The following is an 18,636-nucleotide window of genomic DNA, read 5'->3' as shown; positions in this document are numbered from 1 at the left end:
CGCCGGGGGCAACACCTGCGGCCCGGCGAAGCCGGTTCCGCGGTGTTCCCCGAAAAGACCGGCTCGGCTTTGGATTGATTCGAAATGACAAATTCAGATTCCGCTTCTCCCGTCCCCGGCGCCCCCGTCGTCACCGGCATGCGCGTGGTCCCCGTCGCGGGCCACGACAGCATGCTGATGAACCTCAGCGGCGCGCACGGCCCGTTCTTCACGCGCAACCTGCTGATCCTGACCGACAGCGCCGGCCGCACCGGCGTGGGCGAAGTGCCAGGCGGCGAGAAGATCCGCCAGACGCTGGAAGACGCGCGCGACCTCATCGTCGGCCAGCCCATCGGCCGCCACAACGCGGTGCTCAACAGCATGCGCAGCGCCTTCGCCGGCCGCGACAGCGGTGGGCGCGGCCTGCAGACCTTCGACCTGCGCGTGACCATCCATGCGGTTACGGCCGTCGAAGCCGCGCTGCTCGACCTGCTGGGCCAGTTCCTCGAAGTGCCCGTGGCGGCCCTGCTCGGCGAAGGCCAGCAGCGCGACGCGGTGCAGATGCTCGGCTACCTCTTCTATGTCGGCGACCGCAAGAAGACCGACCTGCCGTACGAAAGCGACCCCAACGCCGACAACGACTGGTTCCGCCTGCGCCACGAGGAGGCCATGACACCCGAGGCCATCGTGCGTCTGGCCGAGGCCACGCACGCGCGCTACGGCTTCACCGACTTCAAGCTCAAGGGCGGTGTGCTGCGCGGCGAGGAAGAAGTCGAAGCCATCCGTGCGCTGCACGAGCGCTTTCCGAAGGCCCGCGTCACGCTTGACCCCAACGGCGGCTGGCTGCTGCAGGACGCGATCCGCCTGTGCCGCGACCTGCACGGCGTGATGGCCTATGCCGAAGACCCGTGCGGCGCCGAGGGCGTGTTCTCCGGCCGGGAAGTGATGGCCGAGTTCCGCCGCGCCACCGGCCTGCCCACCGCGACCAACATGGTGGCCACCGACTGGCGCGAGATGGTGCACAGCCTCTCGCTGCAATCTGTCGACATCCCGTTGGCCGATCCGCATTTCTGGACCATGCAGGGCTCGGTGCGCGTGGCGCAGCTGTGCCAGGCCTGGGGCCTGACCTGGGGCTCGCATTCGAACAACCACTTCGACGTGTCGCTCGCGATGTTCACGCACGTGGCGGCGGCCGCGCCGGGCAAGGTGACTGCCATCGACACGCACTGGATCTGGCAGGACGGCCAGCATCTGACGAAGGCGCCGCTGAAGATCGAAGACGGCTTCGTGAAGGTGCCCACGCGCGGTGGCCTGGGCGTGGAGCTCGACATGGATGCGGTCGAGAAGGCGCACCAGCTGTACCTGAAGCACGGTCTCGGCGCGCGCAACGACGCGCAGGCCATGCAGTACCTGATTCCGGGATGGACCTTCGACAACAAGAAGCCCTGCACGGTCAGGTAAAGACTCTCCCCCAGGCTTGCCCACTTCGTGTGGCCGCCAACCCCCTCGCCGGGGGCAATACCTGCGGCCCGGCAAAGCCGGTTCCGCGGTATTCCCATAATGACTGGCGCTTTTTGAACAGTATCGAGAAGGAACCCAACATGCAGAACTTCGACAACCTCATCGGCGGCGAATGGCGTGCCGGCGCGGGCTACAGCCCGAACGTCAATCCGAGCAACCTGTCGGACGTGATCGGCCAGTACACGCAGGGCGATGCCTCGCACGTCGACGCGGCGGTGGCGGCTGCCACGGCGGCATTCCCGGCCTGGGCCACGGGCAGCGTGCAGGCACGCTCCGACGCGCTCGACAAGATCGGCAACGAGATCCTCGCGCGCAAGGAAGAGCTGGGCACGCTGCTGGCGCGCGAAGAGGGCAAGACCAAGGCCGAAGGTATCGGCGAGGCCGCGCGCGCTGGCTACATCTTCAAGTTCTTCGCGGGCGAGTGCCTGCGCCTTGCGGGCGAGTTGCTGCCTTCGGTGCGTCCCAACATCGGCGTGGAGATCACGCGCGAGCCGGTCGGCGTGGTTGGGCTCATCACGCCGTGGAACTTCCCGATTGCCATTCCAGCCTGGAAGATCGCGCCCGCGCTGGCCTTCGGCAACTGCGTGGTGCTCAAGCCCGCCGACCTCGTGCCGGGCAGTGCCTGGGCGCTGAGCGAGATCATCAGCCGCTCGGGCATTCCGGCGGGCGTGTTCAATCTCGTGATGGGGCGCGGCAGCGTGATCGGCAATGCGCTGGTCAACCACCCCGGCATCCATGCGATCAGCTTCACCGGCTCGGTGGGCGTGGGCCGCAACATCGCGGTCCAGTGCGTCACCAACCACAAGAAGGTGCAGCTCGAAATGGGCGGCAAGAACCCGCAGGTGGTGCTCGACGACGCCGACCTCGCGCAGGCCGTGGAGCTCAGCGTGCAGAGCGCTTTCTACTCGACCGGCCAGCGCTGCACCGCGTCGAGCCGGCTCATCGTCACCGAAGGCATCTATCCGAAGTTCATTGCCGCCATGAAGGAGCGCATGGCGAAGATCAAGGTGGGCGACGCGCTGGCGCAGGGCACAGACATGGGCCCGGTCTCGTCGAAGTCGCAGCTCGACCAGGACATGGAATACGTCGCCATCGGCAAGGGAGAGGGCGCCACTCTGGCCGCGGGCGGTGAGCTGCTGAAACTGGAGACCGACGGCTACTACATGTCGCCGGCCCTCTTCAGCGAATCGGCCGCGGCCATGCGCATCAACAAGGAAGAGATCTTCGGCCCGGTGGCGAGCGTGATCCGCGTGAAGAACTACGAAGAAGCGCTGGCCACGGCGAACGACACCGAGTTCGGCCTCTCGGCCGGCATCGCCACCACCTCGCTGAAGTACGCCACCCACTTCAAGCGCCACAGCCAGGCCGGCATGGTGATGGTCAACCTGCCGACGGCGGGCGTGGACTACCACGTGCCCTTCGGCGGCCGCAAGGGCAGCAGCTACGGCCCGCGCGAGCAGGGGCACTACGCGCAGGAATTCTTCACGACGGTGAAGACGGCGTACACGCTGGCCTGATCGGTCTTCAGGCGGGCGGAAGCGAAGACGGCGGCGCGCGACGGCGTCTTCGCATGATGTATTCGATGAGCTCGAACACGCCTTCGCTCAGCAGCGCCATTGCAGCCGCCGGCAATGCCCCAGCCACCAGCAGCTCGCGGTCGTTGAGCGCCAGCCCCGTCACGATGCGCTCGCCGAATCCGCCCGCGCCGATGAAAGCCGCGATGGTCGCCGTGCCGATCGCAATCGCTGTGGCTGTGCGCACGCCCGCCAGCAGCGTTGGCAGCGCCAGCGGCAGCAGCACCAGCTGAAGGCTCTGCGGAGGAGTCATGCCCAGCGCGGTGCCTGCCAGCCGCAGGCCGTTGGGCACTTCGGCCAGCCCCGTCACCGTGTTGCGCATGATCGGCAGCAGCGAGTAGAGCGTGAGCGCGATCAGTGCTGGCAATGCGCCGATGGCGCCGAGCATCGAGATCAGCACGGCCAGCAGCGCCAGCGATGGCACGGTCTGCAGCAGGCTCGCGAAGCCCAGCACCACGGCGCGCAGCCGCACATGCGGGAACACGAGGATCGCAATCGGCACGCCGACGAGAATGGCGATGCCCACCGACAGCGCCACCAGCAGCAGGTGCTGGCGCGCGAGCTTCCACAGGTCGGGCCCGAACAGCTTCGCCATGAAGCCGCGGCGTGCTTCCTGCGGTTGCGCACTTGCACCCTTGCCTGTGCTCGCAATGAAGTCGCGCGCGATCGCGTCGAAGGGCGCGCCCTGCAGCTCAGCTCGCGCATTCATCGCGATCATCGCGTGCTCGTCGACCTTGCCTTCGAGCGTCTTCAGCGCGGCCCAGGCCTTGGGCAGCCGCGTGGGCAGGTCGAGCTTGTAGAGCACCACCGCGTCGTAGCGCGGAAAGTATTTCCTGTCGTCTTCCAGCACGCGCAGGCCGAGGTGGTCGATCTTGGCGTCGGTGGTGTAGATGTCGATCACGTCGATCTGCTTCGCGGCCACCGCGTCGTAGGCCAGCCCGTGGTCGAGGCCGGTGGGCGTCTGCGTGAAGCCGTAGCGCCCGGCCAGCCCCTTCCAGCCGTCGGCGCGGCCGATGAACTCGTTCGACAGGCCGAACTTCAGCTCGGGGTGCTTCGCAAGGTCGCTCAGCGTTCGCAGGCCCAGCCGATCGGCGTCGGCCGCGCGCACCGCGAGCGCGTAGCCGTCGTTGAAACCGAGCGGAATCGCAACGCCCAGGCCCATCGGCGCGAGTGCGGCGTTCATCGCCTCGCGCGTGTCCGCCGGCGCGCCCTTGAGGATTTCGAGCGCGATGGTGCCGGTGTATTCGGCATACAGGTCGATGGCCCCGGAGCGCAGCGCTTCGTAGACGATGGCCGTGTTGCCCAGCCCCTGCCGCACGACGGGCGGCGATGCGGTGTGCGGCGCTGCCGTCTGCGCCAGCAGCTCGGCCAGGATGTACGACTCGGTGAAGCGCTTGGAGCCGACGCGCAGCGTCTCGTCCGCCGCCCGCGCGATGCCGCAGACGGCAAGCCAGGCGAGGGCGAAGAGCAGGGCGGCGCGCAGGAAGCTGCGGGGCTGGTGCATCCGGGCCAGTGTATAGACATCGCCCCGTTCGGCGTACCCGCCAATCTCCTACACGCCGTGGTGCGCGGAGCCGATGCGACGGCCGGCCGGTCGGCCCCACAGTCGGGGCAATGAAGAAGACCAAGTCCACGAAAGAAGTCGACCTCCCCGGCCCCGACGTCCACGGCCTGCGCGAACTGCCCGGCCTGCAGGTGGACGGCTACAGCCTGCAGCTGCGCGACAAGGACGGCTTCGTCGGCGACCAGGCCAGCCAGACCGCCTTTCGCGAACTGCTCGAACGCTGGCGCAAGCGCCGCCGCAGGAAGGGCAAGGACCCGCTGGGCCTCTCGCATTCGCGCGATCTCGCCAAGAAGGAACTCGACCGCGCGTTGCAGGAGAAGAAGGCGTCCGAAGCCACCGACCTGATGCATGTGGCCATCGAGGAATTCGCGCAGGAGCTGGCCTTCGTGATCCAGCGCTTCATGCGCCAGCCCTCGTGGAAGAAGGTGCAGCGCATCGTGGTCGGCGGTGGCTTTCCCGAAAGCGACGTCGGCGAGCGCGCCATCCTGCAGGCCGGAGCCATCCTCGAGGAACTGGGCCTGCACGTGCAGATCGCCCGCCTCTCGCACGACGTGGACGATGGCGGCCTGATCGGCTGGGTGCACCTCGTGCCGCCCGCCATGCTGAAGGGGCACGACGCGATCCTCGCGGTGGACATCGGCGGCACCAACGTGCGCTGCGGCATCGTGAAGACGCGTCACCGCAGGGCGCCCGACTTCTCGCTCGCGAAGGTGGTGCGGCGCGAGAAGTGGCGTCATGCGGACGAAGGCCCCAACCGCGGCGGCATGGTCGACCACATCGCTGGCATGCTCGAGGACATGGTGCGCTACAGCGAGCGCAAGAAGATCCGGCTCGCGCCTTTCGTCGGCATCGGCTGCCCGGGCCTGATACGGCCCGACGGCTCCATCGCGCGCGGCGCGCAGAACCTGCCCGGCGACTGGGAAGGCCACGCCTTCCATCTGCCCAGCCAGCTGTGGCGCCGCATGCCGATGATGGGCTCCGGCCCGACGCTGGTGCTGATGCACAACGACGCGGTGGTGCAGGGCCTGAGCGAGCTGCCCTTCATGCGCGACGTGCGGCACTGGGGCGTGCTGACCATCGGCACGGGGCTGGGCAACGCGAGCTTCACCAACAGGCCCTGAGGTCGGGCGCCCTACAGGTCTTCGGCCCGCGGGCCGTCGATGCTCACAGTGGCCGAGGCGCTGGCGGTGTTGCCCGCCGCATCGGTCGCGCGCACTTCGATGTTCGCGGCGCCGGCCTTCCTGGGCGTCCATGCGCAGACGTAGGGGGCGGCGCGCAGCAGGCATGCGGTGCTGCCGTCGACGATGAACTTCAGCTCCGCCACTGCCACGTTGTCGGAGGCGGTGGCGGCGAGCCGAGTCGCCATGCCGGCGGTGGCGGGCGGCACCGCTGCCAGCGCAACCGTGGGCGCCACGGTGTCCGAGGACGCGTTGACGATCACGTTGGCGAACGCGGTCGCGGAGTTGCCCGCCGCGTCGATCGCGATCACGCGGATCGTCTGCGTGCCCGCCGTCGTCGGCGTCCACGTGCACGTGTAGGGCGGCGCCGTGAAGGTGCAGATCGGCAGGCTGTTGGCGCCCATCACCTTGATGCCCGCGACGCCCACGTTGTCGACCGCGACGGGCGCGATGGTCGTGGGCTGGCCCACCGTGGCCATGGCAGGGGCTGCGAGAGATACGGTCGGCTTGTAGGCGTCGGGAATGCCCAGCGGCAGGTCGATGGCGAAGGCCGCGCGGCCCTGCACCGCCTTCTGCTCGAAGGCATCGAAGATGGTGAACCAGGTCGCACCCGGCGAGCGGCCCGGCGCCTGCGCCTTCACGAGCAGGTTGGTCTTGCCGAGCGCGAAGCAGCTGAAGCCGCAGCGCCAGTCGAAGACGAAGCGGCCGTTGGCGTCGGCCACGCCCTGCGCGATCGGCTCCAGCGGTTTCTGCGCGCCCGGATCGCGCCACACCCACACCTGTGCGCCGGCGAGCGCGGCGCCGCTTTCGCGCTCGGTGACGCGCACCTGGGTGGACGTGGTGGCCGCCATGTACTTCGAGGTGCCGAGCCTGGGCCAGTCGCTCCAGTCGGTGTTGACGTTGGCCTTGGTGCCGTCGGTGAAGCGGATCATCTCCAGCATCGCCACGCGGTTGCCGTTCGGGTCGAAGCGTTCCTCGAACACGTTGCCCAGCAGCGGGTCGAGGCGCCATTGCTGGCGCTGCCACCAGTAGCGGTCGGTCGGCCGGGAGAGATCGAGGTCGGCCTTGGGCGCCACGTCGGTGGTGTCGGCCACGGAGATGGCGCTGTAGTACTCGCCCGAGCCGGCGCCGAACACATGCTCCAGTTCGTGCAGCAGCGTCTTGAGCTGGCGGCCGAGGTAGTCCTTCTCGGTGGATTCGGGGGCGGCTGGCGTCACCGCGCGCGACAGGCGCAGCGGATCGTGGATGGCGATCCAGTTGAGGTTCCACGTCACGCCCTTGGGCGGGAAGGTTGTGCTCGTGGTCAGGCCCCCGTGGCTGTAGCCGCGCTGCGACTTCGACACGCACAGCACGATCTCTCGCTCGGCCACGCCCTGGAAGCCGCATTGCGGTGCCGATCCGGGCGCGGCGACCTGCAGGTCCTTGGCCGGATCGAAGACGAAGCTGCGCACGGTCTCGCGCGTGAAGACGGTGTTGACGTCGGCCACGTACTGCGCGAGCCGGCGGCCCGCCTCGGGCACGCCGATGTCGGCCACCAGCTGCGGATCGACGAAGAACTTCAGGCGGTGGACGCTCGGCGTCGCACGGCCGACTTCGTCCATGGCGGCCCAGGTGGTGGTACTCAGCGGCAGCAGCATCGCAAAAGCAAAAGGCATGGCTGCGCCCAGCCGGCGCGCAAGCGCCAGCAGCGAATGAATGAATCGCATCGATTCTTCCCCTTGCTCAGGGGAGCCCGGCAATGATCAAAGGGGTGTCGCTTCGGGCGATTCGATGCTTCCGAATTGCGCCAAAGCGGGCAGACCCCGCCCGTGACCACCTTTGCCGGTCACGCTCCTGCATCGCATCGAGGTCGCCGAAGGCGATACGCCCTGATGGACGCCGATGCTTCTGGAGTGCGGGGAGACTGGCTGCAGACCTGTTCGCTGAAGGGCGGACCGCCCATTCCTGAATGCGAGAGTCCTGTAACCAGGAAGGCCTCAATTTTAAATTTCAGACCTGTAGGCGTGTACCTTCCCGCGACGTAGGTAGTGCCTGTTTATTGGGCACTAAGTCACGTCATCCAAGACGGATTGCGGCAGGCGGGTCAGAAGTCTTCGGGCCGCAGGCCTTCGATGCGCATGCTGGCCGAAGCGGAAGCGACGTTGCCCGCCGCGTCCATCGCGCGCACCTCGATGTTTGCGGCGCCGGGCCGCTTCGGCGTCCACGCGCACACGTACGGCGCGGCGCGCAGCGTGCAGGCCGTCTTGCCGTCGACGATGAATTTCAGCTCGGCCACGGCCACGTTGTCGGACGCCGTCGCGGCAAGCCTCGCGGCCACACCGGCCGCAACGCTCGTCGGCGCAGACAGCGCGACAGCGGGTGGCAGGGTGTCCGAAGGCGGATTGACGATCACGTTGGCGGAGGCCACCGCGGAGTTGCCCGCCGCGTCGACCGCGACCACGCGGATCGTCTGCACACCGGGGGCGCTCGGCGTCCAGCTGCAGGTGTAGGGCGGGGCGGTGAAGGTGCAGATGGGAATGCTGTCCCGGCCCAGCACCTTGACGCCCCACACGCCGGCGTTGTCCACCACGGCCGGCGCGATCACGGTGAGTTGCCCCACCGTGGCCATGGAAGGCGCGGCCAGCGAGACGGTGGGCGGCGTGGCGTCGGCGTTGCCGAGCGTCACATCGATGGTGAACATCGGCTGGCCCTGCACCGCCTTCTGCTCGAAGGCATCGAAGATGGTGAACCAGCTCGCGCCCGGCGCGCGATTGGCGGCACGCGCCTTGACCAGCAGCGTCGTCTTGCCGACGGCGAAGCAGCTGAAGCCGCAGTCCCAGTCGAACACGAAGCGGCCCGAGGCGTCGGCCACGCCCGTCACCAGCATCACCAGCGGCTTGCCGGCTCCCGGGCTGCGCCATACCGACACCTGCGCGCCGGGCAGTGCGGTGCCGGTCTCGCGGTCGGTCACGCGCACCTGCGTGGAGGTGGTGCCCGCCATGAATTTCGAGCTGCCGAGCTTGGGCCAGTCGGTCCAGTCGGTGTTGATGTTGGCCTTGGTGCCTTCGGTGAAGCGGATCAGCTCCAGCGTGGCGACGCGGTTGGCGGCCGGGTCCCGGCGCTGCTCGAAGACGGTGCCCAGCAGGGGGTCGAGCCGCCAGTGCTGGCGGGTCCACCAGTAGCGGTCGGCGTCGTTGGCCAGTGCGAGGTCGGTGACGGGCGCGACGCCGGTGGTGTCGGTGACGGCGATGCTGTTGTAGTACTCGCCCGCGCCGGCGCCGAACACATGCTCCAGCTCGTGCATCAGGGTCTTGAGCTGGCGGGCGAGGTAGTCCTTCTCTGTGGACTCGGGCGCGCCCGGCGTGGGGGCGCGCGACAGGCGCAGCGGGTCGTGGATGGCGATCCAGTTCAGGTTCCAGGCCACGCCCTTCTGCGGAAAGGTCCAACTGGTGGAAAGCCCGCCATGGCTGTAGCCGCGGGTGGACTTCGAGACGCACACCACCACTTCGCCGTTCACCAGTCCGTTGTAGCTGCACTGCGGCGCGGCGGAGGGCAGGGTGAGCTGCAGGTCGGCCGCGGGGTCGAAGGCGAAGCTGCGCACCGTCTCGCGCGTGAACACCGTGTTGACGTCGGCCACGTACTGCGCGAGCCGGCGGGCGGCTTCGGCAGGACCGATGTCGGCGGCGAGCTCGGGGTCGACGATGAACTTCAGGCGATGAGTGCTGGGAGCGGCCCGGCCGACTTCGTCCATGGCGGCGAAGGCGGGTGTTGCCATTCCGGACAACGCGAAAAGCGTTGGTAGGACCGCAAACGCCAGATTTGCCAGGGCACGCAGCGAGAAGAAAGCTCGCATCGGTTTTCCCCGGGGCCGGGGCGCAGGACTCGGACGGACGGCGCTTCGGTCGGCCCCGTGAGAGGCCGCGCCCAAGCGGGCTACCCCGCTACGCAGGGGGTGCCGGGAGATCCGTTCGAGCCCTTCCGATGGCGAACCGGTGGCTGGGCAAGCCTGTCAATCCCCGAAACCGGTAGATATTTTAGTCTGCATGTTCAATTCGTTTCAATTGTGTTGCATTTGTGCTTCCGGCGCCACAGCCTCGCCGCCCAGCGCCTTGTAGACCGCCACGAGATTGACCGCCAGCCGGCTCGTGCTCTGCGCCTGGTCGCGCCGTGCCTGCAGCAAGGTGCGGCGCGCGTCGAGTTCCACGCCGAAGTCGGTGAGCCCGCCCTTGTAGCGGGCAGCCGCGAGTACCAGCGCGTCGCGGCTGCGGCGCTCGCGCTCGGCCAGTTCGGCCTGGCGCTGGCGTTCGGCGGCGTAGGCGGTGAGGGCGGAATCGATCTCGTGCCAGGCCTTGAGCACGGTCTGCTGGAAGGCCACGGCCGCTTCCTGCTGCTGCAGCTCGCGCAGTTCGACGGTGCCGCGGCGACGCCCGCCGTCGAAGATCGGCAGGCTGATCGATGGGCCGATCTGCCATTGCCGGCTGCCCCAGTCGCCGAAGCGGCTGCTGCCCACCGACTCGTAGCCGAAGCCGGCACCCAGCGTCACGCGCGGGTAGAGATCGGCGACGGCCACGCCGATGCGCGCGGTGGCTGCGTGCAGTTGCGCCTCGGCTGCCGCGATGTCGGGGCGGCGGCGCGCGAGCTCGGCCGGCTGGCCCAGCGCGAGCGCGGGCAGCGCCGGGGCGTCGGCCGCGTCGCCGGTTGCGATGTCGGCCAGTTCGGCGTTCAGCGTGCCCGGCGGGGCGCCGGCCAGCAGCGTGATGCGATTCATCGCGTCGGCTTCCTGCTGCAGCAACGCGGGAATGCGAGCGCGCAGGTCGGCGAGCAGTGCGCGCTGGCGCGCCGGGTCCAGATCAGTGACGAGGCCGCCATCGGCGCGCGCCTGCACCAGCTCCAGCGATTCGGCCGCCGCCGCGTTGTCGGCGCGCGCGATGCGCAACTCGCGCTGCGTGCCGCGCAGCTCGAAGTAGTTGCGCGCCAGCTCGGCCTGCACGCTGAGCCGGGCCTGCCGCAGTAGCAACGCCGATGCGCTCGCGTCGGCATCGGCCGCCTCGATGGCGCGGCGCACCCGGCCCCACAGGTCGATTTCCCACGAGGCATCGAAGCCGGCCTGGTAGAGGTTGTAGGGCTCGCTGAGCGTGCGGATGAGCTGGTCGCGGTTGGAGACCGAGGAGCCCAGCGCGTCGATCATCCGTGTGGCGGCGCCGGTCTCGCTCTGGCGCTGCCGGGTGACGCCCGCGCTCGCATTCAGCTGTGGCCCCTGCTGCGCCGCCGTGGTGGTGCGCTGCACGCGGCTTTGCGCGAAGCGCAGGGCAGCAGTCTGCAGGTCGGGGTTGCCGGCGAGCACCATGGCTTCGAGACGGTCCAGCACCGGGTCGCCGAAGGCTTTCCAGTCGCCCGACGCGATGCCGCTGGCGGGCGAGCCCTGTCGCTCCGCGCCGAGCAGCGCAGGCGAGCCGCCATGCCATGCCGACCAGTCGGCGGGGGCGCCAGCTTCAGGCGACTTGTGATCGGGCCCCACGGCGCAGCCGGCAAGAACGAAGGCGAGCGAGAGCGACGCAGTGGCGCAGGCAAGAGAAGAAGAAAGAGGATGGGACATGACGTGCTCCCGTTTTCAGACAAGGCGATTGCGGAACAGCCAAGCCGCCAGCGGCAGCGTGATGGCGGCGATGACGGCCAGCGGAATCAGGTTGTGCCAGACCGTGGCCAGCCCGACGCCTTCGAGATACACGCGCTGCACCAGGTCGATGGCGAAGCGCAGCGGGTTCGCCAGCGTCGCCACCTGCAGCGCGTGCGGCATGTTGCGCACCGGCGTGGTCAGGCCCGACAGCAGCATCAGCGGCATCAGCAGCACGAAGGCGTAGAGCATCGCCTGCTGCATGTTGGCGGACACGGCGGAGATCGACAGGCCGATACCCACGCTCGCGACCGTGAAGAACAAGAGCCCGGTGTAGAGCGTGGCGAGCGATCCCGCCATCGGAATGCCGAACCAGAAGAGCGCCACCAGAAGGATCAGCGAGGACTGCACCAGCCCCACCAGCACCGGCGGCAGCGCCTTGCCGATCATGATCTCGAGCGGCGACATCGGCGTCACCAGCAGCTGGTCGAAGGTGCCTTGCTCGCGTTCGCGTGCCACCGAAAGCGCCGTGAGCAGCAGCGTCTGCAGCATGCTGAGCGCGGCGATCATGCCGGGCAGCAGGTTCCAGCGCGTCTCGAGATTCGGGTTGAACCACGCGCGCGATTCGACGGTCAGCGAAGGCGGCGGCGCGCCCGCGCGCGTGCGCAGCTCGGCGTTGTAGCGCTCGACCACCGCGCTCACGTAGCCCGCCGCCGAGCCCGCGGTGTTGGAGTTGCGCGCATCCAGGATCAGCTGGATGGCCGCCGTCTGCCCCGCGCTGAGCTGCTGCTCGAAGTTCGAGGGAATCTGTATGACGAGCAGTGCCTTCTCGGTGTCGATCACCTCGCGGATGTCGGCCTGCGAGCGCAGCGTGGCCACGCGGTGGAACACGCCCGTGCTGTCCAGGTGCGCGATCAGCTCCGTCGACGCGCCGTTGCGGCTCTGGTCGAGCAGCGCATAGGGCACGTTGATGAGGTCGTAGGTCGCGCCGTAGCCGAAGACCAGGCTCTGCATGATGGCCGGCGCGACCAGGATGGCGCGCGTGGCCGGGTCCTTGAGGATGGTCAGCAGCTCCTTGCGGCAGAGGTTGGCCACGCGAAGGAAGAAGTCGATGAGGGCGTTCATGGCCGTGCTTTCAGTCGAGGCTCTTTCGCGTCACCGCGCGGGCCACCAGCAGCAGGCCCACGGCGTACGCGAGCAGGATCGCGCAGTTGCGCCACACCAGCGGCCAGACGTCGCCCGCGAGGAACAGTGTCTTGATGAGGTCCATGAAATAGGTCGCCGGCAGCAGGTGGCCGATCACCCACACGGCGGTGGGCACGTTGCGCAGGTCGAAGAGAAAGCCCGACAGCATCATCGAGGGCATGAAGGTCGCGATCAGCGCCACCTGGCTCGCAAGGAACTGGTTGCGCGTGACCGACGAGATCACGAGGCCCAGGCTCACGGCCACGATCAGGTAGAGCATCGAGGCGAACACCACCACGACGAGCGAGCCGTACATCGGCACCGCGAACAGGTAGCGCGCCGAGAGCAGGCACAGCGCAAGGCCCAGCATGCCGACCGCGAAGTACGGAATGATCTTCGCCAGCAGGATCTCCACCGGCCGCACCGGCGTGACGAAGAGAGCCTCGAGCGTGCCGCGTTCCCATTCGCGCGCCATCACCAGCGCGGTGAGGAAGGCGCCCACCAGCGTCATGATGAGCACGATGAGCCCCGGCACCAGGTACCAGGTGCTGGTGTTCGCGGCGTTGAACCACATGCGCTGCTCGACCGTGACGCCGCCGGTGGGCGGTGCATCGGCGCCGGTGCTGTTGCCGCCCCGGTCGAGCCGTCGCACCGACGATTGCATGAGCGCACCCGTCACGTAGGCCTGGATGATGCTCGCGCGCCCCGCGTCCGAGCCATGCACGATGAGCTGCACGCGTGCGTTGCCCGCGGCGAGCGAGCGCGAGAAATCGGAAGGCACGCGAACGATGCCGTCGACCTTGCGCTCGCGCATCAGCTCCTCGGCGTCGTGCATCGAGCCCAGCAGCACCGGCGCGATGGTGGGCGAGAGCTCGAGCCCGGCGACGGCCTCATGCGCAGTGGGCGAGGCGTCTTCCATCACCACCGCCACGGGCGCGTTCTTCACGTCGAGCGACATGCCGTAGCCGAAGATCAGGATCAGCACCATCGGCAGCAGGATGCCGATGGCCAGGTTGCTGCGGTCGCGCAGGAGCTGGCGGAATTCCTTGCGCGTGAGGGAGATCAGGCGGGACCAGAAGCCGTTCATGCCGCCACCTGCTTCGTGTCTGCCTGCCGTGCTTTCTCGACGATGCCGATGAAGGCCTGCTCCATGTCGATGCGCTTTTCCCTGTCGTCGCCGAGCGCCTGTGCGCGCACTTCCTGCGGCGTGCCGATGGCCAGCACCTTGCCTGCGTCCTGGATCACGATGCGGTCGCAGTACTCGGCCTCTTCCATGAAGTGCGTGGTGATGACGACGGTGGTGCCGCCTTCGGCCAGCGCCGTGATGCGCCGCCAGAACTCGCGGCGCGCGAGCGGGTCGGCGCCGCTGGTGGGCTCGTCGAGGAAAAGGATCTCGGGCTCATGCAGCAGGCCCGTGGCCATGGCCAGGCGCTGCTTGTAGCCACCGGGCAGCTGGCCGCTGGGTGAGTCGAGCGAGTGGGCGAGGTCGAACTGGCGCAGCACCGTGTCCATGCGCTCGCGCAGCTTCGCGCCGCGCAGGCCGTAGGCGCCGCCGAAGAACGAGAGGTTCTCGCGCACCGTGAGGTTGCCGTAGAGCGCGAACTTCTGCGAGACGTAGCCGATGCGCTGCCGCGCCTGCGCGCGGGCATGCCGAAGGTCGACGCCCGCTACGCGCAGTTGCCCACCGCTGGCGGGCAGCAGGCCGCACAGCATGCGGAAGGTGGTGGTCTTGCCCGCGCCGTTGGGGCCCAGCAGGCCGAAGATCTCTCCGCGCCGTACCGAGAAGCTGGTGCTGGCCACGGCGACGAAATCGCCGAAGCGGCGAACGAGGTTCTTCACTTCGATGACTACTTCTCCGGATTGGCCCGGGCTCTGCTGGGGCGCGATGGCGGCGGCCGGGCTGGCGTTGCCGTCGTTCGATGGCTGCGCGCGCAGCAGCGTCATGAAGCCGTCTTCGAGGCGCGGTGCGACCGGCTCGGTGCGCGCGCCTTCCAGCAACGCGTCGAGCCGCACAGCGTCCGATGCGTCGCGGCGGATGAACCGCACCTCGCCGCCTTGCGGCACCGCATCGACGATGTCCTGCCACGCATCGAGCAGGCGGGCCTGCAGCAGCCGTGGCGGTTCGTTGCCGGGCGGCGTCGCGATGAAGCACAGGCCGTCCGCACGGTCGCGCAGCTCGCCGGGCGCACCCTGCGCCAGCAGCTTGCCGCCATGCAGCACGAACACATGGCTGCAGCGCTCTGCCTCGTCGAGGTAGGCGGTGCTGACGATCACGGAGAGCTGCTCCTCGTCCACCAGCTGCTGCACGATCTCCCACAGCTCGCGGCGCGAGAGCGGGTCGACGCCGACGGTCGGCTCGTCGAGCAGCAGCAGGTCGGGCGATCGCACCAGCGTGCAGGCCAGCCCGAGCTTCTGCTTCATGCCGCCCGAGAGCTTGCCGGCCGGGCGATCGGTGAAGCGGCCGAGGTCGGTCATCTCCATCAGCCGTGCGTAGCGCTCGCGCCGCTTGTCGCGCGGCACGCCGTGCAGGTCGGCATACAGGTCGAGGTTCTCCTGCACGCTCAGGTCGTCGTAGAGGCCGAAGCGCTGGGGCATGTAGCTGATGCGGTCCTGCACCGCCTGCGGGTCGGCCGATACGTCGATGCCGAGCACGCGCAGCTCGCCTTCGTCGGCGCGCATCAGGCCGGCCATGAGGCGCAGCAGCGTGGTCTTGCCGGCACCGTCGGGGCCGACCAGCGCGGTGAGCGTGCCGGCAGGGATTTCGAGCGATACGTCGTCGAGCGCATGCACGGTCGCGGCCGGCGGCTTCGGCACGAAGCGCTTGTGCAGCGAGCGTCCGGCCACGGCCGGCCCGGTGGCGGTCATCAGGGCTTGCCGGTAGAGGAAGAGGAGGGTGGCGGCGTCAGCTGCAGCCGCACGGTGGCCGGCATGCCGAGGCGCAGCCGGTCCTGCGGGTCGTCGACCATCACACGGACTTCGTAGACCAGGCTGCTGCGCAGCTCCTCGGTCTGCACGGTCTTGGGCGTGAACTCGGCCACCGACGAGATGTAGCCGACCTTGCCCGCGATGGCTTCGCCGGGCTGGCTGTCGGTGCTCACGCGGGCTTCCTGCCCGGCGCGCACGCGGCCGAGGTCGGGCTCGGCCACATAGGCACGCACCCACTTGGGATCGGTGATGGCGAGCGTGAAGGCCGGGCGTTGCGGCGAGGCCATGTCGCCGGGCTCGAGCAGGCGCGCGCGCACGACCGCGTTGATCGGCGCCTTGAGCTCGGCCTCGGTGAGCTGGTGGTTCATGAGCGCGAGCTCGGCGCGGGCCGATTCGAGCTGGGCCTGCGCCTGCCCGATGTCTTCCTTGCGCGGGCCGGTCACTACGAGCTGCTGCGCCTTGCGCGCGTTGTCGAGTTGCGCCAGCGCTACCTTGCGCCTTGCCTGCGCGCTGTCGAGGTCCTGCTGGCTCACGGCGCGGCCGGCCGTGGTTGTGCCGATGGCCTGCAGGCGCGCGAGCTGCTGCTGTGCCAGCTCGGCATCGGCCTGCGCGGCGGCCACCTGGGCGTTGGCCTGTGCCACTTCCTCGGGGCGGCTGCCGGTCTTCAGGCGCAGCAGGGCCTGTTCCTGCACGCCGATGCGCGCCTGCGACTGCGCCACGCGCAGCACCAGCGAGCGGGTGTCGAGCCGGCCCAGTACTTGCCCGGCACGCACGCGATCGCCTTCGCGCACCGTCAGCTCGGCGATGCGGTCGTTGGCGTTGAAGGCCAGCGAGACCTGGCGCAGGTCGACGTTGCCGTACAGCACGAGCTGGTCGGAGGGCGTGGCGGAGCGGTTCGCGTACCACCAGCCGCCGGCTGCCGCGACGACGGCCACCACGGCGATGGCAATGAGAGGTTTCCTGTTCATGGCGTGTGTCCTGACGGGGCTGCGGCTCGGAAGTCGTGGTGATGTTATCAAATTGAAATTTGAATTTGAAGTATTTTTTTGTTTGGGTTAGCCTCGGGGCATGGCAACCCGCACTCCGCGCACCGACGGCAACACCACGCGCCTGCACATCCTCGAGACGGCCGGGCGGCTGTTCGCGGAGCAGGGCTTCGCGGAAAGCACCAGCAAGGAAATCTGCACCCGCGCGGGCACCAACATGGCCGCCATCAACTACCACTTCGGCGGCCGCGACGGGCTCTACGAGGCGGTGCTGGTCGAGGCGCACAAGCAGCTGGTGAGCCTCGACGAGCTGATGGCGCTGTCGCTGGAGTCGACCGATCCGCGCCAGAAGCTGCGCGCCTTTCTCACGCACATGGTCGAGATGAGCGCCCAGCCGAAGGCGCCCTGGGGCTTTCGCGTGGTGCTGCGCGAGGCGCTGTCGCCGTCGCCCGCCATGCCGGCGCTGATCCAGCGCGCGGTGTTGCCCAAGGCAAAGCTGCTGCGCGGCATCGTCGGCGAGATCATGGGCCTGCCCGACGACCATCCGTCGGTGCAGCGCAGCCTGCTGCTCACGGTGCTGCCGTGCCTCGTGATGACGGTGGCGCCCAAGGACCTGAGCAGCAAGGTGCTGCCGGCGCTGAAGGACACGAAGGCGCTCGCAGACGAAGTCGTGCGCTACGTGCTCGCGGGGCTCGACGCGGTGGCGAAGGCCGCCGAGCCGCCTGCTGTGCCTAAAGCTGGAAAGCGACGGTGAGCAGCAGCCCCTCGGCCACGTCGCGCATCAACCCTGGCCTGCGCGCGCGGTAGGGCTCGCCGGCCGAGGCCGTGGTCTCGATCCACTCGGCCAGCCATTCGATGTCGCCCTGGCCGTAGAACACCACGGCCGCCTCGTGGTTCAGTAGCAGGCTGCGCAGGTCGAGGTTGATCGAGCCGCACATGGCGAGCTCGTCGTCCACCACCACGGCCTTGGCATGCGCCATGAAGGGCAGCATGCGAAAGCTCACGCCTGCGCGTGCCAGGTCGCGCATGGCGCGCGCGCGTACGAAGTCTGCAAGGCGGTGGTTGGATTGCGCGGGCATCGCGATGGTCACCTGCACGCCGCGCCGCGCGGCCAGCCGCAGGGCGTCGCGCAGGCCGTCGCCGGGCACGAAGTAGGGCGTGATCGCCAGGATGCGATGTTCCGCGCGGAAGCAGGCGTCGATCAGCAGCGCGTGCGCCGTGTCTTCGGTCTGGTCGGGGCCGCTCGGCAGGAACTGGGCCATGGCCGTGCCGGGGCCCGCGGGTACGTCGTCGGCAGTGATCGCGCGGGCCTTGCGGCTGCGCACCGAGGTCCAGTCGTGATCGAACTGCCGCGCCGCCGCGGCCGCCACGCTGCCGCGCAGGTCGAACGAGAGATCGCGCCATGCCTCGGGATGCTTGTCGTTGCCGGTGAAGTATTCGCCCGCGAGGTTGCGCCCGCCCGACCACAGCCAGCGGTCGTCGGCGATGGTGAACTTGCGGTGGTTGCGCAGGTTGCGCGGGCCGATGCGGCGCAGGCTGAAGAAGGGGCGGAACACCGCCACCTCGCCGCCCGCCGCACGCAGCCGGTCGAAGTGATGGCGCGGCAAGGAGAGGGCGCCGAAGCCGTCGAGCAGCACCCGCACCTTGATGCCCTCGCGCGCGCGCTGGGCCAGCCGGTCGAGCACCGCATGCCCGAGCGCATCGTCGCCGATGATGAAGGTGCACACGTCGATGCGCTCGCGCGCGCCGTCGATCACCTCCCACAGCGCCTCGCGCGCGGCCTCGCCGTCGGCATGCATGCGGATCGCGCAGCGCCCCGGCGGCGCGAGGCCGAAGCTCTCGATCAGGTCGGCGGCCCAGTGGCCCGGCGGCACCGAGCGCGGTGGCCGGGGCGACCCCGCCGGGCGCAGCTTGCGCTGGCCGAACAGCAGGTACATCGGCAGGATGAAGTAGGGCATCAGCACCAGCCCCATGACCCAGGCGATGGCGGTGGTGGGGGCGCGCTGCTCGCGGCGCGCGCGCGTGGTCAGCACGTAGACCAGCAGCGCGAAAGTGACGACGAGAAAGTGCTGCGAGGGCGAGGGCAGCCAGTCGAACTCTTGGGTCGGCATGGACCGATGATGCCTCAGCG

At 69.0% G+C, this 18,636-nt stretch carries 13 protein-coding genes; 4 read left to right on the top strand and 9 right to left on the bottom strand.

Annotation, left to right across the window (positions count from 1 at the left end):
- Positions 1-84: 84 nt before the first annotated feature.
- Together gudD and EJO71_RS26680 are read left to right on the top strand one after the other, a co-directional pair.
- Complete coding sequence (gudD, locus tag EJO71_RS26685; protein WP_125951671.1) at positions 85-1,440, top strand: glucarate dehydratase; 1,356 nt, start codon at positions 85-87, stop codon at positions 1,438-1,440.
- A 140-nt stretch (positions 1,441-1,580) separates the two neighbouring features.
- The gene (locus EJO71_RS26680; protein ID WP_125951670.1) at positions 1,581-3,017 is read left to right on the top strand and encodes an aldehyde dehydrogenase family protein; all 1,437 of its coding nucleotides are present in this window, start codon (positions 1,581-1,583) and stop codon (positions 3,015-3,017) included.
- A gap of 7 nt (positions 3,018-3,024) precedes the next feature.
- On the opposite strand, the gene EJO71_RS26675 is transcribed toward EJO71_RS26680, so the two are convergent.
- Complete coding sequence (locus EJO71_RS26675; RefSeq protein ID WP_125951669.1) at positions 3,025-4,578, bottom strand: glycine betaine ABC transporter substrate-binding protein; 1,554 nt, start codon at positions 4,576-4,578, stop codon at positions 3,025-3,027.
- Positions 4,579-4,688: 110 nt separating this feature from the next.
- On the opposite strand from EJO71_RS26675, the gene EJO71_RS26670 reads away from it, so the two are divergent.
- Entirely contained in the window at positions 4,689-5,759 is a 1,071-nt protein-coding gene (locus EJO71_RS26670) for an ROK family protein (RefSeq protein WP_125951668.1), read from the top strand.
- 11 nt (positions 5,760-5,770) lie between these two features.
- Here the strand turns inward: EJO71_RS26670 and EJO71_RS26665 are convergent, their stop codons facing one another.
- The 7 genes from EJO71_RS26665 to EJO71_RS26635 form a co-directional block, all read right to left on the bottom strand.
- Positions 5,771-7,522 (bottom strand): Ig-like domain-containing protein, encoded by a 1,752-nt coding sequence (locus EJO71_RS26665; RefSeq protein WP_125951667.1) that lies wholly within the window; start codon positions 7,520-7,522, stop codon positions 5,771-5,773.
- 377 nt (positions 7,523-7,899) lie between these two features.
- The gene (locus EJO71_RS26660) at positions 7,900-9,570 is read right to left on the bottom strand and encodes an Ig-like domain-containing protein (protein WP_240651524.1); all 1,671 of its coding nucleotides are present in this window, start codon (positions 9,568-9,570) and stop codon (positions 7,900-7,902) included.
- A 282-nt stretch (positions 9,571-9,852) separates the two neighbouring features.
- Entirely contained in the window at positions 9,853-11,391 is a 1,539-nt protein-coding gene (locus EJO71_RS26655; protein ID WP_125951665.1) for an efflux transporter outer membrane subunit, read from the bottom strand.
- A 15-nt stretch (positions 11,392-11,406) separates the two neighbouring features.
- Positions 11,407-12,534: an ABC transporter permease gene (locus tag EJO71_RS26650; protein ID WP_125951664.1), complete on the bottom strand. Its 1,128-nt coding sequence runs from the start codon at positions 12,532-12,534 to the stop codon at positions 11,407-11,409.
- Positions 12,535-12,544: 10 nt separating this feature from the next.
- On the bottom strand, positions 12,545-13,681 hold the full coding sequence (locus tag EJO71_RS26645; RefSeq protein WP_125951663.1) for an ABC transporter permease: 1,137 nt from the start codon (positions 13,679-13,681) through the stop codon (positions 12,545-12,547).
- Positions 13,678-15,459, bottom strand: a complete 1,782-nt coding sequence (locus EJO71_RS26640) for an ATP-binding cassette domain-containing protein (RefSeq protein WP_125951662.1) — start codon at positions 15,457-15,459, stop codon at positions 13,678-13,680. Before EJO71_RS26640 ends, EJO71_RS26645 begins: the two co-directional genes overlap by 4 nt.
- Positions 15,459-16,487, bottom strand: coding sequence for an HlyD family efflux transporter periplasmic adaptor subunit (locus EJO71_RS26635; protein WP_125951661.1), 1,029 nt, complete (start codon positions 16,485-16,487; stop codon positions 15,459-15,461). Before EJO71_RS26635 ends, EJO71_RS26640 begins: the two co-directional genes overlap by 1 nt.
- 100 nt (positions 16,488-16,587) lie before the next feature.
- Here EJO71_RS26635 and EJO71_RS26630 point away from each other — a divergent pair, with 100 nt between their 5' ends.
- Positions 16,588-17,259: a CerR family C-terminal domain-containing protein gene (locus EJO71_RS26630; protein WP_125951660.1), complete on the top strand. Its 672-nt coding sequence runs from the start codon at positions 16,588-16,590 to the stop codon at positions 17,257-17,259.
- Here the strand turns inward: EJO71_RS26630 and EJO71_RS26625 are convergent.
- Positions 17,237-18,616 carry a phospholipase D-like domain-containing protein gene (locus EJO71_RS26625; protein WP_125951659.1) on the bottom strand — a complete coding sequence of 460 codons (1,380 nt, stop codon included), beginning with the start codon at positions 18,614-18,616 and terminating at the stop codon, positions 17,237-17,239. The genes EJO71_RS26630 and EJO71_RS26625 overlap by 23 nt on opposite strands.
- Positions 18,617-18,636: the final 20 nt, after the last annotated feature.

The sequence above is a fragment of the Variovorax sp. 679 genome (assembly GCF_003952185.1).
Lineage (GTDB): Bacteria > Pseudomonadota > Gammaproteobacteria > Burkholderiales > Burkholderiaceae_C > Variovorax.
This window is presented reverse-complemented; position numbering and strand designations above follow the sequence as displayed.